General features: G+C 61.6%; 15 protein-coding genes. 13 read left to right on the top strand and 2 right to left on the bottom strand.

Annotated elements, in window-relative coordinates; genetic code table 11:
* Window positions 1-194 precede the first annotated feature (194 nt).
* The gene (locus tag DW233_RS09295; protein ID WP_022093864.1) at window positions 195-449 is read right to left on the bottom strand and encodes a hypothetical protein; all 255 of its coding nucleotides are present in this window, start codon (window positions 447-449) and stop codon (window positions 195-197) included.
* A 149-nt stretch (window positions 450-598) separates the two neighbouring features.
* On the opposite strand from DW233_RS09295, the gene DW233_RS09290 reads away from it, so the two are divergent.
* From DW233_RS09290 to DW233_RS09255, 8 genes are all read left to right on the top strand, one after another.
* Complete coding sequence (locus tag DW233_RS09290; RefSeq protein ID WP_118066278.1) at window positions 599-1,903, top strand: aminotransferase class I/II-fold pyridoxal phosphate-dependent enzyme; 1,305 nt, start codon at window positions 599-601, stop codon at window positions 1,901-1,903.
* A 66-nt stretch (window positions 1,904-1,969) separates the two neighbouring features.
* Window positions 1,970-2,284 (top strand): STAS domain-containing protein, encoded by a 315-nt coding sequence (locus DW233_RS09285; RefSeq protein WP_089572422.1) that lies wholly within the window; start codon window positions 1,970-1,972, stop codon window positions 2,282-2,284.
* Between the two features lie 153 nt (window positions 2,285-2,437).
* Window positions 2,438-3,010: a twin-arginine translocase TatA/TatE family subunit gene (locus DW233_RS09280; RefSeq protein WP_158555265.1), complete on the top strand. Its 573-nt coding sequence runs from the start codon at window positions 2,438-2,440 to the stop codon at window positions 3,008-3,010.
* Complete coding sequence (gene tatC / locus DW233_RS09275; RefSeq protein WP_199574631.1) at window positions 3,010-3,792, top strand: twin-arginine translocase subunit TatC; 783 nt, start codon at window positions 3,010-3,012, stop codon at window positions 3,790-3,792. The genes DW233_RS09280 and tatC overlap by 1 nt, the downstream gene beginning before the upstream one ends.
* Before the next feature lie 6 nt (window positions 3,793-3,798).
* Complete coding sequence (gene hypA, locus DW233_RS09270; RefSeq protein ID WP_118066276.1) at window positions 3,799-4,155, top strand: hydrogenase maturation nickel metallochaperone HypA; 357 nt, start codon at window positions 3,799-3,801, stop codon at window positions 4,153-4,155.
* A 55-nt stretch (window positions 4,156-4,210) separates the two neighbouring features.
* Complete coding sequence (gene hypB, locus DW233_RS09265; RefSeq protein ID WP_118066274.1) at window positions 4,211-4,894, top strand: hydrogenase nickel incorporation protein HypB; 684 nt, start codon at window positions 4,211-4,213, stop codon at window positions 4,892-4,894.
* A gap of 54 nt (window positions 4,895-4,948) precedes the next feature.
* On the top strand, window positions 4,949-7,558 hold the full coding sequence (locus DW233_RS09260) for a DNA topoisomerase I (RefSeq protein ID WP_118267902.1): 2,610 nt from the start codon (window positions 4,949-4,951) through the stop codon (window positions 7,556-7,558).
* Between the two features lie 315 nt (window positions 7,559-7,873).
* Complete coding sequence (locus DW233_RS09255; protein WP_117654912.1) at window positions 7,874-8,377, top strand: DUF5626 family protein; 504 nt, start codon at window positions 7,874-7,876, stop codon at window positions 8,375-8,377.
* 529 nt (window positions 8,378-8,906) lie between these two features.
* Here DW233_RS09255 and DW233_RS09250 read toward each other — a convergent pair.
* On the bottom strand, window positions 8,907-9,890 hold the full coding sequence (locus DW233_RS09250) for a zinc-ribbon domain-containing protein (RefSeq protein ID WP_118066270.1): 984 nt from the start codon (window positions 9,888-9,890) through the stop codon (window positions 8,907-8,909).
* 219 nt (window positions 9,891-10,109) lie between these two features.
* Here DW233_RS09250 and tmk point away from each other — a divergent pair, with 219 nt between their 5' ends.
* The 5 genes from tmk (at window position 10,110) to DW233_RS09225 (ending at window position 15,642) form a co-directional block, all read left to right on the top strand.
* Window positions 10,110-10,793, top strand: coding sequence for a dTMP kinase (gene tmk / locus DW233_RS09245; protein ID WP_118267900.1), 684 nt, complete (start codon window positions 10,110-10,112; stop codon window positions 10,791-10,793).
* A 1-nt stretch (window position 10,794) separates the two neighbouring features.
* Window positions 10,795-11,922 carry an ATP-binding protein gene (locus DW233_RS09240; protein ID WP_118267898.1) on the top strand — a complete coding sequence of 376 codons (1,128 nt, stop codon included), beginning with the start codon at window positions 10,795-10,797 and terminating at the stop codon, window positions 11,920-11,922.
* Window positions 11,913-13,613 carry a regulatory iron-sulfur-containing complex subunit RicT gene (locus tag DW233_RS09235; protein WP_118267897.1) on the top strand — a complete coding sequence of 567 codons (1,701 nt, stop codon included), beginning with the start codon at window positions 11,913-11,915 and terminating at the stop codon, window positions 13,611-13,613. The genes DW233_RS09240 and DW233_RS09235 overlap by 10 nt, the downstream gene beginning before the upstream one ends.
* A gap of 102 nt (window positions 13,614-13,715) precedes the next feature.
* Window positions 13,716-14,522, top strand: a complete 807-nt coding sequence (locus tag DW233_RS09230) for a ComF family protein (protein WP_233547981.1) — start codon at window positions 13,716-13,718, stop codon at window positions 14,520-14,522.
* A gap of 10 nt (window positions 14,523-14,532) precedes the next feature.
* Window positions 14,533-15,642, top strand: a complete 1,110-nt coding sequence (locus DW233_RS09225; RefSeq protein ID WP_147357152.1) for a hypothetical protein — start codon at window positions 14,533-14,535, stop codon at window positions 15,640-15,642.
* Window positions 15,643-15,821 lie beyond the last annotated feature (179 nt).

Below are 15,821 nucleotides of genomic sequence, written 5' to 3'. Positions count from 1 at the left end.
GAGGCGGGGCATTCCCCGCCTCTTACACCACATCTCTGCGCGCTACCAAGTTTCAAGTCGAGTTTTGCCGATTTCGACCAAGAATCGCTGCTACTAAAAAGGTAACAGTACTCATATTTGCCCTTTTTTGGCCACAAGCCCTAAAACAAGCCTCGCCAAGGTCGGGAAGCGGGCCAAATCGCCGGCCTCGAGGCTTATTCTACCGTTCCGTAGACGGCGCCCCAGCCGTGGGCGGCCAAGGCGGAGTTGAGCTGGTCGCAAAGTGACTGGCGGTCGTAGTAGCCGGGCGGCAAAAGGTTCACGATCTCCATGAGGTCGGGCGCCAGGTCCAAGATTTCGGCCTGTACGATCAGATCCAGGCGGTCGATGGCGTGGCGGTCGTAAAACAGTCCGTCGACCAGGCGCTGCAAGTCGCCGAATTCCTCGGCCTGAAACGATCCGTACTCCATAGTGCCTCCTTGGGCGCCCCACGCCGGCATGCGCGGCGATTCGTAATTGATTGCGATGAACTTAATCTATCACGGCTTCATAACGTTGCGACGATGGCGGTCTATACTTAGACGAACTGCAACGTACCGCTTCGCGAAAGGTCGCACCCATGCAGACGATCTACCAGAAGATGGAAACCACCGAACTCGATGCCGCCATCGAGGCGCTTAAAGCCGAGGTTGCCGAGGTCAAGGCCAAGGGCCTGGCGCTCGACATGGCGCGCGGCAAGCCGTCGCCCTCCCAGGTGAACATTTCTCGCCCCATGCTCGATATCCTCAATGCCGATGCCGATCTGCACGACGGCAATGTCGACTGCTCCAACTACGGTTGCTTCGAGGGCATTCCCTCGGCACGCAAGCTGGCGGGGGAGTTCCTGGGTTGTCCTGCCGAGCAGACGCTCGTACTGGGCTCATCGAGCCTGCTGATCGAGCACGATATCGCCGGTATGTTCTGGCGTTGCGGCTCGTGCGGCAGCGACCCTTGGGAGGCTTACGAGGCAGCGCACGACGGCAAGAAGGTCAAGTTCCTGTGCCCCGTTCCTGGCTACGATCGCCACTTTGGCATCACCGCCGACTTGGGCATCGAGAACGTCCCCGTCGCGATGACCGACAACGGCCCCGACATGGACGAGGTTGAGCGCCTGGTTGCCACCGACGACTCCATCAAGGGCATCTGGTGCGTGCCCAAGTATTCCAACCCCACGGGCATCACCTTTAGCGAGGACACTGTGCGTCGCCTGGTCGAGATGCCCACGGCCGCGCCCGATTTCCGCATCTTCTGGGACAACGCCTACTGCGTGCACGACCTGTACGACGAGACCGACGAGCTCGCCAACATCTTCGATCTTGCCCGCGCGGCGGGCACCGAGGACCGCGTGGTGGCCTTTGCCTCGACGTCCAAGATCACCTTCCCGGGTGCCGGCATCGGCTTTATCGGTGCGAGCCCCGCGGTCATCGCCGAGTTCTCCAAGCGCCTGAAGGCCGGTCTTATTAGCGCCGACAAGCTCAACCAGCTGCGTCACGTGCGTTTCCTTCCCACCATCGAGGCGGTCAAGGAGCACATGAAAAAGCATGCCGAGTTCCTGCGCCCGCGCTTTGAGGCCGTTGAGCGTAAACTCACCGAGGGCTTGGGCAACACGGGTTGCGCCACTTGGACTCATCCCCATGGCGGCTACTTTGTGAGTTTCGATGGCCCCGAGGGCTCGGCCCAGAAGGTCGCCGCGCTTTGTGCCGACCTGGGCGTCAAGCTCACGCCGGCTGGTGCCACCTGGCCTTATGGCAAGGATCCGCGCGACACCAACATCCGCATCGCGCCGAGCTATCCCACGGTCGAGGACCTGGAGGCTGCGCTCGATGTGCTGGTGCTGGCTGTCAAGCTCGTCGCTGCCGAGCTTGCGCGTACCGAGCGCGCCTAACGCGTAGGGCCCCGCAAGTCCGCGCCTAGTACTATCCGCACTTTCGATACGTAAAGGAGCGTATACATGGATTTGGGTATTTCCACCAACCCCACGCCAGAGCTCTACACCATTAAGGTGACCGGTGAGATCGATATCTCTAACGCCGATAGCCTGCGCAATGCCATCGACCTGGCGCTCGAGCAGCCCACTGAGGCCGTTGAGCTCGATTTTGCCCAGGTGAGCTACATCGATTCGACAGGCATTGGCGTGCTTGTGGGCGCCGCACACCACGCAGCTGATCATGGTAAGCGTTTTAGCTGCGTCAACGTGCAGCCCCCGGTGATGCGCGTGGTTCAGCTGTTGGGTGTCGACCAGGAGATTTCGATCACCGCTGCATAATCTTTGCCCCCAAAAGGGCGTGCCGTTTGGCATATGTTTGTGATGCGCTCGGACGTTTTGGCGTCCGGGCGCTATACTTGACCGAATGAATAGACGAGTTCCGGCCGAATGGCGCGGTGCGGGCTCGACTCACATCGAGCCTTGGAGGTATGTGTGTTTGGTATTGGAGAGGGTGAGCTCGCGATCATCGTGGTCTTCGGCTTTTTGCTGTTTGGCCCGGATAAGCTCCCGCAGATGGGCCGCACGATCGGCCGTGCCATCCGTCAGTTCCGCGAGACGCAGGAAAAGATGACGGCCGTTGTTCAGTCCGAGATTATCGATCCGGTGAGCGAGGCCGCGTCGGCCCCGGTCAAGCCCAAGAAGACTGCTGCGACCGACGACGATTCCGATGCGGACGAGGATGCCGCCGAGACGGCAGCGCCCGCCAAGAAGGAGACCTTTGCCGAGCGTCGCGCCCGTCTTGCTGCCGAGAAGGCCGCAAGCGAGGGTGCTGCTGAGGGCGAAGGCGCTGTTGATGAGGCCGAGGGTACAGAGCCTGCTACTGCCGTCGAGCCCGAGCCTGCTGCAGAGCCCGAGCCCGAGCCGGCAGAGCCCACGACGGCTGACCTCTACGCCCGCCGTCCCCGCAAGCGCAAGGCTGTCGTCGACCAGCTCGCTCGCGAGCTCGAGGCCGAGGACGCTGCCGAGACTGCTGCCGCCGATGCCCCGAAGGGAGGCGATGAGTAATGCCTATCGGACCTGCGCGTATGCCGCTCTTCGATCACCTGGGAGAGCTCCGTCGCCGCCTGACCATCGTGGTCGTGTCGGTGTTTGCCGCCGCCATCGTGCTGTACTTTGCCACGCCCGTGGTGCTCGATATCCTCGAGGATCCCATCCGCTCGTTTGTGCCGGACGGTAAGTTCTACATCACCACCACGCTCGGCGGCTTTGGACTGCGCTTCTCGCTGGCCATCAAGATGGCCGTGGTCATGTGCACGCCCATGATCATCTGGCAGATCCTGGCATTTTTCCTGCCGGCACTGCGCCCCAACGAGCGCAAATGGGTCGTACCCACGGTGCTCGCCTCGACGGTGCTGTTCTTCCTGGGCGCCATCTTCTGCTACTTCGTCATTATTCCGGCGGGCTTTGAGTGGCTCATCGGCGAGACCTCGGCCGTCGCAACCGCGCTGCCCGACCTGGAGAACTACGTCAACATGGAGCTGCTCTTTATGATCGGCTTTGGTGTGGCGTTTGAGCTGCCGCTCATCATCTTCTACCTGTCCGTCTTCCATATTGTGTCCTATGCGGCCTTCCGCAGCGCCTGGCGTTACGTATACGTTGGCCTGCTCGTGGGCTCGGCTGTGATTACGCCCGACGGCTCGCCCGTTACGCTGGGTCTCATGTATGGCGCCCTGCTCTCGCTCTACGAGATTTCGCTTGCCATCGCTCGCGTGGTCATTACCGCGCGCGAGGGCAAGGAGGGCCTGTTCGTGAGCCGTCTGGACCTGTTCTCGGACGACGAGGAGTAAATCGGTATGCACGAGGTTGGCATTGTCAACGGCATGCTCGATACAGTGATTCGCGCGGCGCGTGGGGCGGGGGCCTCGCGCGCCGTTTTGGTAACGCTTCGTATCGGGGATATGACCGAGGTCGTGCGCGAGGCGCTCGACTTTGCGTGGGAGACGTTTCGCGACGAGGACCCGCTCACGCGCGGCTGCGAGCTTGCCGTGGAGGAGGTCCATCCACAAAGCGAGTGCCTGGACTGCGGCGAGGTCTTTGAGCACGACCGTTTCCATTGTCGCTGCCCCCAGTGTGGCGGCGCCAACGTGCGCCTGCTGCACGGCCGCGAGCTCGATATCGCAAGTATCGAAATCGAAACCCCCGACGATTAGCCCGCTAGCCATCTAGCGATGGGGTATAAAGGGGCCAAAGTAAGGAGCGCTAAGTATGGCCGAGAAAACGATTGATATTGCTTCGCCGATTCTGTCGCGCAACGAGCGCCTGGCAGATCAGCTGCGTCATCGATTTGAGCAGACGAACACCTACGTGATCAATGTGCTGTCGAGCCCCGGCTCGGGTAAGACCACCACGATTCTGGGCACCAACGAGCGCCTGCGTGACAAAGCCGGCCTGCGCTGTGCCGTCATCGAGGGCGATATCGCTTCGGATGTCGACGCCATTACCATGAAGGAAGCCGGCATGCCCGCCATCCAGATTAACACGGGCGGTCTGTGCCACCTCGAGGGCAACATGATCATGGAGGCTGTCGATGCCTTCGACCAGGCTGTGGGTCTGGAGAACATCGACGTCATCTTTATCGAAAACGTGGGTAACCTGGTCTGCCCGGTCGACTTTGACCTGGGCGAGAACCTGTCCATCATGATTCTCTCGGTGCCCGAGGGCGACGACAAGCCCATCAAGTATCCGGGCATCTTCCAGCACGCCGGCGCGCAGCTGCTCAACAAGGTCGACGTGGCCCCGGCTTTCGATTTTGACATGGATAGGTATACTAAGACACTCGATGACCTCAATCCGCAGGCGCCGCGGTTTGCCGTGAGCGCGCGCAAGGGCGAGGGCATGGATGCCTGGTGCGATTGGCTCATCGGGCAGATTGAGCAAGCAAGGGCGTAAGTCGGCCGCCATACGGGCGGGCGTAGCCGCAGAGATACGAGATAGGAGCCTCTTTTGAAGCTCATCATCGCCGAGAAAAACGACGCCGCGCGTCAGATTGCCGAGCGTCTGTCCACGGGCAAGCCCAAAAAGGACAAGGTGTACAACACCGCCATCTACCGTTTTGAGTGGAAGGGCGAGGAGTGCGTGACGATCGGCCTTGCCGGTCACATCCTTGCGCCCGATTTTTGCGACAGCGTGCTGTTCGATAAAAAGCTGGGCTGGTATTCGGTCACCGAGGACGGCGAGATGCTGCCGGCCGATATGCCCGATGGCCTGGCACGTCCGCCCTACGACACCAAGCGCAAGCCGTTTCTTGCTGATGGTATCTCCATCAAGGGCTGGAAGCTCGAGAGCCTGCCTTACCTCACCTGGGCGCCCGTCATTAAGCTGCCGGCCGAGAAGGAGCTCATCCGCTCGCTCAAGAACCTTGCCAAGAAGTCCGACAGCGTCATTATCGCCACGGACTTCGACCGCGAGGGCGAACTGATCGGTTCGGACGCCCTCAACAAGGTGCGCGAGGTTGCGCCCGACTTGCCGGTCGCCCGCGCCCAGTATTCTTCGTTTACCAAGGCCGAGATTACGCAGGCCTTCGATAATCTTGTCTCGCTCGACCAGAATCTGGCCGACGCCGGCGAGAGCCGCCAGCACATCGACCTCATTTGGGGTGCGGTGCTCACGCGCTACCTGACGCTCGCCAAGTTTGGCGGCTTTGGCAACGTGCGCTCCGCCGGCCGCGTGCAGACGCCGACGCTCGCTCTGGTGGTCGAGCGCGAACGCGAACGCATGGCGTTTGTGCCCGAGGACTATTGGCAGATTCGCGGCATGGGTGCCGCTCAGGGTGCTGCCGAGGATGACCGCTTTAAGATTGCGCACAAGACGACACGTTTTACCGACAAAGATGCTGCCGAGACGGCGTACGGCCACGTCGACGGCGCTACGACGGCAACCGTCGCCGCGGTGACCAAGCGCTCCCGCAAGCAGCAGCCGCCCACGCCGTTTGCGACGACCTCGCTGCAGGCTGCCGCCGCGGCCGAGGGCATCTCACCTGCACGTACCATGCGCATCGCCGAGTCCCTCTACATGGCGGGCCTCATCAGCTATCCGCGTGTCGACAACACCGTGTACCCTGCGACGCTCGATCTGGGCGCCGTGGTGAGCGACCTGGCAAAGATCAACCCGGCGCTGGCGCCCGTGTGCAAAAAGGTACTCGCCGGCCCCATGAAGCCCACGCGCGGCAAAGTCGAGACCACCGACCACCCGCCCATCTACCCCACGGGCGAAGGCGATCCGTCCACGCTCGATGGCGGCCAGCGCAAGCTCTACGACCTCATCGCCCGCCGCTTCCTGGCAACGCTCATGGGGCCCGCGACCATCGAGAACACCAAGCTCGAGCTCGACGTCAACGGCGAGCCGTTCGTGGCTTCGGGCGACGTGCTCGTGACCCCGGGCTTCCGCGAGGCGTATCCGTATGGACTTAAGCGCGACGAGCAGATGCCGCCGCTGGAGCAGGGCGATACGGTCGACGTTTTCGACATTAAACTCGAGGCCAAGCAGACCGAGCCGCCCGCGCGCTACAGCCAGGGCAAGCTCGTGCAGGAGATGGAAAAGCGCGGCCTGGGCACCAAGTCCACGCGCGCGAGCATCATCGAGCGCCTGTATGCCGTGCGCTATCTCAAAAATGATCCCGTGGAGCCGAGCCAGCTGGGCATCGCCATTATCGATGCACTGTCGCAGTTTGCCCCGCGCATCACGAGCCCCGATATGACCAGCGAGCTCGACGGCGACATGACCCGCGTGGAGCGCGGCGAGGACACCGAAGAACATGTCGTGACGCACTCGCGCGCGCTGCTGGCCGGCGTGCTCGACGAGCTGCTCAAACATACGCAGGAACTGGGCGACGCCATCAGCGACGCCGTCACGGCCGATGCGCGCGTGGGCGCTTGTCCCAAGTGCGGCAAGGACCTGGTTATGAAGACGAGCGCCAAGACCCGCGGCAGCTTTATCGGCTGCATGGGCTGGCCCGACTGCGATGTGACCTATCCGGTGCCGAGCGGCGTCAAGGTGAGCCCGCTCGAGGGCGAGGCGGCCGTGTGCCCCGAGTGCGGCGCGCCGCGCATTAAGTGCCAGCCGTTCCGCCAGAAGGCCTTCGAGATTTGCGTGAACCCCACGTGCCCCACCAACTACGAGCCTGACCTTAAGGTGGGCGAGTGCAAGGTGTGCGCCGAGGCCGGACGCCATGGCGACCTGATCGCGCACAAGAGCGAGAAGAGCGGCAAGCGCTTTATCCGCTGCACCAACTACGATGACTGCGGCGTGAGCTATCCTCTGCCGGCGCGCGGTAAGCTCGAGGCGACGGGCGAGACCTGCCCCGAGTGCGGCGCCCCCATCGTGGTGGTCAACACGGCGCGCGGTCCGTGGCGCATCTGCGTGAACATGGACTGCCCGACCAAGGAGAAGAAGCCCGCCCGCGGCCGCAAGACCACAACCAAGGCGAGCACGGCGAAGAAGACAACGGCGGCCAAAAAGACGACGGCTAAGAAAGCCACTGCCGCCAAGAAGACGACCGCGAAGAAGTCAACTGCGAAGAAGTCGACTGCCAAAAAGACCGCTGCCGACAAGTAGCCGCACGGTCGAAACATCACCTAGAACAAAAACGAGCGAGGACCTCAAGATCCTCGCTCGTTTTTTATCCGGCAGTTAGGGACGTTCCTTTTCTGCCGGGCGGCGAAAGAGTGCGCCCAACGACCAGCCGTTTAAGAGCGCCCCCGATACATAGTTGTCGGAACCTGGTCGTCTGTTGATAAAAAAGAAACCGCTAACGGACAAAATGGCGCCTTTTGCGGATTAGTTGCTGTGCCGGAAAATAAATTGTCAGAACCAGGCGATAATTAAATTGCCGCGGCTGTCGTTACATATGACACGTGACAGGAGGACATGATGAAAAAAATGCCCAAGTTGTTGTTAGCAATGGTTGTCCTATTTTTCGCCACCGGATTTATTTTATTGCCCTCCGCAAATGCTTCTGAGTATTTGACGCCCGCCGACGCATGCTTCGATTTGAATGATGGGCCGAAACAAGAACGTACTATCGAGCTGTCAGATGGCTCTACAGGTGTTTTTGGGATAGAGAAAGAGCAAGCTGATGTTGCCCCGATTTGGGACGGCTACTACAACGCTACTGATGGGAATTGGAAGGTTTATTTCTATACTGGAGTGCTCGATGCTGAGTACTGGATATCAATCAAGAACTACAACATTACATCCTGGTGGGGCCATAAAGCATCTTCCGTTGGCGGTGCCTTATCGAATTTCAGTAAGAGTTTTTCTTCCAAACGAACAAAGTGGAGCTTTCTTTTTACCGGAGTAGGCGGTATGGCGTCTGCGACTTATACTCTTGGAGCTGAAATAAATGGCTCTCGGCTGCATACATATCTAGCGTGATTCAATATGGGCGTGTTGGGCAAGATCAACATTGGCGGAGAGGTTTCCCTCCTGGCAATAGTTCTGGTTGAGATCGGGATCGTCGCTGCGGTGATCTATCTCGTTTGCAAGTTGATAAAGGCTCTCAAAAAGGTTATTGAACGAACCAAACAAGAGTAGGCGGTCAGTCCGCTCGATTTCGAATCCATTTCAGCGGGTGCCATCCTCTCTGTCTGCTTATCTGTGGGCGGAGAGGATTTTTCTATGACTGAGACCGCATCAGCGCCAAATCCACGCCTATCCACGACCCGTCACCTGGGGACGTTCCTTTCCAGCCGGTGCTTGGGGAGACTCCTTGCCACCCGGTCGTCGTGGATGTTCTTAAACGACTAGCGATCGGGGACAGCCCTTGCCGATTGGCCGGTTTGCCGTCCGGGTTGGCAAGGACTGTCCTTTTCTGCCGGCAGTTTAGGAACGTCCCCAACTGCCGCCTCAGGTAGTCATTGGGGACGTTCTTTAATGACTAGTCGTTTAAGAACGTCGCATGCGACTAGTTCACCTCGACAGGCTTAGCGCCGGGATAGCGCTCCTCAAAGTCTAGGCGGTACTTATTGTCATTGGTGCCCGCCACGTTGTCGCGCGCCAGCGGCGCCACGATCTCATTCTTGTGGTCCGCAGGCTTGGCGTATTTCAGGCTGATCTCCCAGGCATCACAGATTGCGTCAATGCGGTGATCCAGGTCGTCGTACAGGGCGATGATATCCTTCCAGGAGCTGTAGTTCTTGGAGCTCGTCGGGACGTCCAGGTCCTCGACGATGTCGTAATACTGCTCGATGGTGTCCTCCGTGCGCTCGGCGACGTCGGCGAGATTTTGACGGGTGGTTCGATCCTCTTCCAGATAGTTGCCGTTGAAGTTCTGCGCGCAGCCACGGACCTGGCTGTCGAGATCTTCGAGCAGGTCGTAGTATTCGCTCAGGCGACGGTAGAGGTTCTGCTCGGAGAGCGTTGCTTCGCCGCCATCCTCGTCGTCATCGTCATCATCGTCGTACAGGCTGTTGGGATTGCCGAGAGGCTTTAGGTCATCGTCGTCGACGTCATGGTGCAGCTTAGCTACTTCGGCAGTCGTCTGCGTGGCGGCGTTGTCGAACGGTCTGATCGCAAAGAAGATGACCAGGGCGATGATGATCGCCACCAGCACAACGATAACGGCGATAAGCGGCCCGGTGCCGCTCTTTTTGGGAGCGGGGGTCTGTGGCGAAGCGGGCGCGTATGCGGGAGCCGGCTGCTGTTGGGGCGAGCCGCTCGCGACGGGTATGCGCTGCGTGGTCTCGACGGCCTCGGTCCTTGCGGCGGGGTCGGGGCTATAGGCGAGGGGGTCGTCCGCCTTGGCTTGCGGCGTATCAAGGGAGCCGGTCTGCTCAAAAGCGGGCTGGCTATCGCTCGCGGCTGTTTGCTCAACGGGTGCACCGCACGAGGTGCAGAACTTGGCATTATCTTCAAGAAGCTTGCCGCACGAGGCGCAATACCGAGACATTGCCACTCCTTTCGCCACATTTCAATGCAATACGACGATTATACCCACTGCCCCAAGAAGCCGGCAGTTAGGGACGTTCCTTATCTGCCGGCAGTTTAGGAACGTCCCTAACTGCCTCCCCAATGACTAGGTCCGATTTGGGGTGCGCCGGACGCTGGGGTATCATGGCTTGGTTGCTATAACTTGCATTTTCGCGCCTTGTAGGAAGGGGCTGCGCCCATGGCTTTTGAGCCCGCTCAACATAGCTTTATCACGCTCGAGGGCGTCGACGGCGCCGGCAAGTCCACGCAGGCGCGTTTGCTGGCCCGCGCGCTCGACCTCGCTGGCTATCAGGTCGTAACTCTGCGCGAGCCGGGCGGCACCGCCATCAGCGAAAAGATCCGCGCCCTGCTGCTCGACCCCGCCAATACGGCGATGGGCGACACCTGCGAGCTGCTGCTCTACGAGGCCGCACGCGCCCAGCTGGTGCACGAGGTCATCACGCCCGCCCTCGCTGCCGGCAAGGTGGTCCTGTGCGACCGTTTCTACGATTCCACGACCTGCTATCAGGCGTTTGCCGATGGCCTCGACCGTCAGATGGTACGCGATGCCAACAACCTGGCTGTCGCCGGTACGCATCCGGCGCTCACGCTCGTCTATCACGTCACGCCCGAGCAGGCGGCGCTGCGCATGGCGGCCCGCGGTGCGGCCGATCGCATGGAGGCCAAGGGCATGGCCTTCCAGGAGCGCGTCTACCAGGGATTTTGTGCCATTGCTGCCGAGGAGCCAGACCGCGTAAAGCTCATCGACGCCACCGCGTCGATTGCAGACGTCTTCGCGCAGACGGTCGAGCAGGTTCGCGCGTATGGCCTCGATGTTCCCCAAGATGCCGTCGCCGCCGCGCTTGCCCAGGAGGCTGAGTAACATGGCCCCCGCTCAGGCAAGCCTGCTGGCCAAGCTCGACACCCAAGAGCGCGTGCGCGACTTTTTGACCAACGCCATCGCAAGCGGCCGCGCATCGCACGCCTACCTGTTTTTGGGCGCGCCCGGCGCCGCTAAGCTCGACGCCGCATGGGCGCTTGCCCAGGCATTCCTGTGCGAGCAGGACGGCTGCGGCTCGTGCGACAGCTGCGTGCGCGTTGCGCGCCATACGCATCCCGACGTGCACTATTACACGCCCGAAAGTGCTACGGGCTACCTCATCGCGCAGACCCGCGGGCTGCTCGACGACGTGCCCCTGGCGCCCATCCGCGCCAAGGCAAAGGCCTACATCATCGACCGTGCCGAGCAGCTGCGCGCCAACACCGCCAACGCGCTACTCAAAACGCTCGAGGAGCCGCCCGAGGGTGTCATGTTCATCCTGCTGGGCACCTCGGCCGACGTGATGCTGCCCACCATTGTGAGCCGCTGCCAGTGCGTACCGTTTCGGCTGGTGTCGCCCGTCGCCGCCGCGCAAGCCGTGAGCCGCGCCACCGGTCAGGATATCGTGCGTTGTCGCATGGCCGTTGCCGTGGCGGGAAGCCCCACGCGCGGCATCGAGTTCCTTAAGAGCGCCGAGCGCCAGGACGCCCGCCGCCAGATGGTCCGCGCCATCGATTCGCTCATCGCTGCCGACGAGGCCGATGTGCTCAGTCGCGCCAAGTCGCTCATCGTCGCCGTCAAGGCGCCGCTCGCCGAGGTCAAGTCCACGCAGGAAAAGGTGCTCGAGCAAAATGCCGACTACCTTTCGCGTGGAGCATTGAAGCAGCTTGAGGACCGCAACAAGCGCGAACTCAACGCGCGCGAGCGTTCGGGTATCATGGAAGCGCTGGCGAGCGCGCGGACGCTCATGCGCGACGTGCTGCTGACGCTTCAGGATGAGGCGGCAGACGTTGTGAACGAGGACGTGCGCGACACGATCGGGCGGCTTGCCGCGGCGACGAATGTTGCGGGTGCCACCCAGGCGCTCGAGGCGGTCGCAACCGCCGAGCGCAACATCGCCAGAAACGTTACTCCCCAGCTGGCCATCGAGGTCATGCTGTTCGATATCAGGAAGGCACTGAAATGCCGTTAGTCGTACCCGTTAAGTTTACCTACGCCTCGCGCGACCTGTGGTTCGACCCACAGGATCTGGATATCCTTGAGGCCGATTATGCCATTTGTTCTACCGAGCGCGGAACCGAGATCGGCCTGGTCACGGCCGATCCCTTCGAGGTGCCGCTCGACGAAATCGGTCAGCCGCTCAAGCCCGTGTTGCGCGTAGCGAGCGACATCGACCTGCAGCTTGCCGACGACCTGGCTATCCAGGGTGACGAGGCCATGGTCGACTTCCGCCGCCTGGTCAAGGAGCTCGACCTCGAGATGAAGCCGGTCGGCGTCGAGTACCTGTTTGGCGGCGAGAAGGCCGTGTTCTACTTTGCTGCCGAGGAACGCGTCGATTTCCGTCAGCTCGTCAAGGACCTGTCCTCGACGCTGCACATTCGCGTCGACATGCGCCAGATCGGCGTGCGCGACGAGACCCGCCTGGTGGGCGGCTATGCTCAGTGCGGCCAGGAGCTCTGCTGCACGCGCTTTGGCGGACAGTTTGAGCCGGTTTCGATCCGCATGGCAAAAGAGCAGGACCTGCCGCTCAACTCGTCCAAGATCAGCGGCGTCTGCGGCCGCCTGATGTGCTGCCTGCGCTACGAGTTCGAGGCGTACAAGGACTTTAAGAGCCGCGCGCCCAAAAAGAAGACACTTATCGATACGCCACTTGGCAAGGCGCGCATCCAGGAATATGACACCCCGCGTGAACAGCTGGTGTTGCGCCTGGAGAACGGCAAAGTCTTTAAGGTCAACCTGGCCGACATGACCTGCTCTGAGGGCTGCAAAAAGAAGGCCGCCGAGCAGGGCTGCAACTGCCGCCCCGACTGTGTGACGCGCGATGTGCTCGAGCGTATCGAGTCGCCCGAGATGCGCCTGGCGCTTATGGAGCTCGACCGCGAGAACGGCGTCGACGTGGGCGATGGCCTGTCGAGCGCCGACCGTCTGGCCGGTACATCGATGCCCAAGCGCCGTCGTCGCGATGTTGAATCCGATGCTCGCGCCGGTCAGAGCCAGGGCGAGGGTCGTGGCCGCGGAAAGGGCCGCGGCAAGGCCGAGGCGCTCGAGGCCGAGGAGGCTGCCGGTGGACGTCGCCGCCGCAAGCGCTCGGGTGCGGGCGATGCCGGCGAGGCCGCTCCCGCAGGCAAGAACTCCTCCCGCGAGCGCGAGGCTCAGCAGCCTCAGCAGCAAAACCGCGGCGGTGGTATGAATCCCACGCGCCGTCGCCGCCGCCATTTGTCGAGCGAGGAGCGCGAGGACGCCTTCCGCGCCGCAGCCGCTCGCGAAGCCGGTGTCGCCCCCAAGGGTGGTTCGGGTTCCGATACGCCTGCCGACAAGGGTGGCAAGCAGCGCAACGATGACGAGCGCGCCCCGCGTCCGCGTCGCCGCCATTCCTCGGGCACGCAGCAAAAGCCCTCGGTGCCCTCCGTGGCCGATCAGGTCTCGGATGGCGAGGTCAAGGTCACACGTCGTCGCCCTGGAGATGGCGGAGGGGCGGCTGCCAAGGCTGCGCGCGGCGCCGCTCGCGACGAACGCGAGTCGCGCGAAGATCGTGGTGGCGAGGGTTCGGCCGACCAGGGCCAGAAGCGCCGTCGCCGTCGTCGTTCCCGCAAGCCGCGTCAAGATGGTGGCGAGGGCTCGACCCCGTCTTCGTCTGCACCACAACCGCCTACCGGCGAATAACGCCCGCGAGCGGATTTAACCTGCCTGACCCCAAACGCGTCGGGGTACCATAGCGCTGAATCAACAACCCTCCCTGCGACCGAGCGTAGGGAGGGTTGTGTCGTGAAGAGACATTTGAATGTGTTGGGATGCCTGCAAGGTGTCGGCATCCTGCCGTTTGCGGACGAATTGCTACCGTTTGCCGAGCGGGCGGCGCACGAGGCGCTTGAGGCGTTGTCGCCCACGCGATGCGCCGGCTGCGAGCGCTCCGGCGCGCTTATTTGCCAAGACTGCTTGGCGGCGCTTGCGCTCATCGACCCGCGGCATAGCTGCACTCGATGCGGCGCCCCGTTTGGAGACTTGCTGTGCACCGAGTGCTCGGTCGAGGGTTCGTCCTCGGCGATGGCCGAAGCACTCGACCGGTGCCTGGCATGTGCCGTTTACACGCATCCGCTGCCGCGGATCATTAAAGCGTACAAAGACGCAGGCGAGCGACGCCTGGCACCGTATCTGGCAGAACTGCTATACGACACCGCCTTACATGCCCAGGTCGCGGCACCCGAACGCTTAGGCGGTGTGTTGTCCGGCGCCGATGCAGTGGTGTTTGTGCCCGCGACTGCGGCGGCGTTTCGGCGACGCGGCTTCGATCATATGGAGGCCATCGCGCGCCCATTTTGCGAGCTGTCGGGTGTTCCGCTGCTCGACGCCCTCGTCAAATACGGCCACGGTGACCAGCGCGAGCTCGGTCGCGTCGAGCGCCGGGAACGTGCCCGGGGCATGTACGAGACCGTTGAGGACGTGCGGGGCCGCCGCCTGCTGCTCATCGACGATGTCATTACCACGGGTGCGACCATGGCAGCGGCTTCGGCGGAACTCAAGCGCGCCGGTGCCGCGGCCGTTGATGGCCTCGCTCTCGCACGCGTTTGGTAGGGGTGGTTTTGTGGCAGTGAAGATTGAGCGGTGCAACGAGCCGACAGGCGAACAGCTAGCGGCTTCCGTAATCCTAACAGGCGCCTCGGCGCTACGCATGATGCGCGCCGAGCGCCGACAAATGGGTTACATCAGCTGGAAGGACCTTGAGCCCGAGGAGGAGCGCCGCGTGCTGCGCACGTCGTCGCCCTCGACCGAGGACATCTATCTTCCCGACTTGGTGCGAATTGGAGCCAAAAGCGGCGAGGTGCAAGAAGGTCTGTGCTTGCTGGTGGGATCTGCGGCGCAGCGCCGCCGCATGCCTGGCGTGGGCTGGTCCGTGTGTTCCGGGTTGCCTTCCGGCTCGATTCTAGAGGTAGAACCGGGGGTGTACAGCCTATCTCCCGAGGCCCTTTGTGTTGCCGTCGCCCGCGAGGTCGGCTGTATCCAGGCGTTTGCCCTGGCCCAGGAACTGTGTTCCAAGATTTCACTGAGCGATCGCGGGAAGTATCTGCCTCCCTACAGCTCACCTGTTGTGAATAGACTTGCAAAGGACAAGGATCAACCGGCAGACGTGGGCTACTTTGAAGTCGAGCCGGTGCTGACGCCCGATCGCCTGGCAGATTACCTTGCGGCATGCAAGGGGAATGTGGCCAAACAGCTGCTGCGCCTGTGTCCCTACCTGTCAGAAAACCTGCGCTCGCCCATGGAATGCATCATGCTCGCTCTGTTTTCGCTTCCGTTTTCCTATGGTGGATTTGCCTGCGGTCCCTTTAAGACCGACTACAAGATCGAGTTCGATGACCGCGCGCAGGCAATCTCGGGGATGCCGCATGCAGTTTGCGATGCGTATCAGGAAGCAGCCCGGTTTGACCTGGAATACAACGGCGAGCTGGGCCATTCCTCCCGGAGGGGACGTATCCATGATGAAAAACGCAATACGGGCTTGATTACTATGGGAATCGAGGTCGCGACGGTCAACAACGAAATGCTCTGCGACATGGAAGCGATGGAAGCGCTTGCATGGCGCATTTACCAACGCAAGGGCAAGCGATATCAGAATCGCGTAGAGGCTCGTCGAAAGAGGCAAGATGCTCTGCTGAATACGCTCCGAGTGTGCTTTGGGCTCAAGCCGGCGTAAAACTATGGCTTTATAGGGGGTCTGTTTATATGTCCTGTGCAAATAACGGCAAATATGAGTACTGCTACTAGATTAGTGGCAGCAAAAACAAAGAAACTTGGGCCGACAATCTGGATTCATTGAAGAGATAATGGTGGCGCGCGCAGACGTGGTGTAAGAGCGTCCCGAGGTCCGTCGCT

This window comes from Collinsella sp. AM20-15AC, from assembly GCF_003471405.1.
In the GTDB taxonomy this organism is placed as follows: Bacteria; Actinomycetota; Coriobacteriia; order Coriobacteriales; family Coriobacteriaceae; genus Collinsella.
Note: the sequence above shows the minus strand (reverse complement) of the source record. Positions and strands in the feature narration are given on the sequence as shown.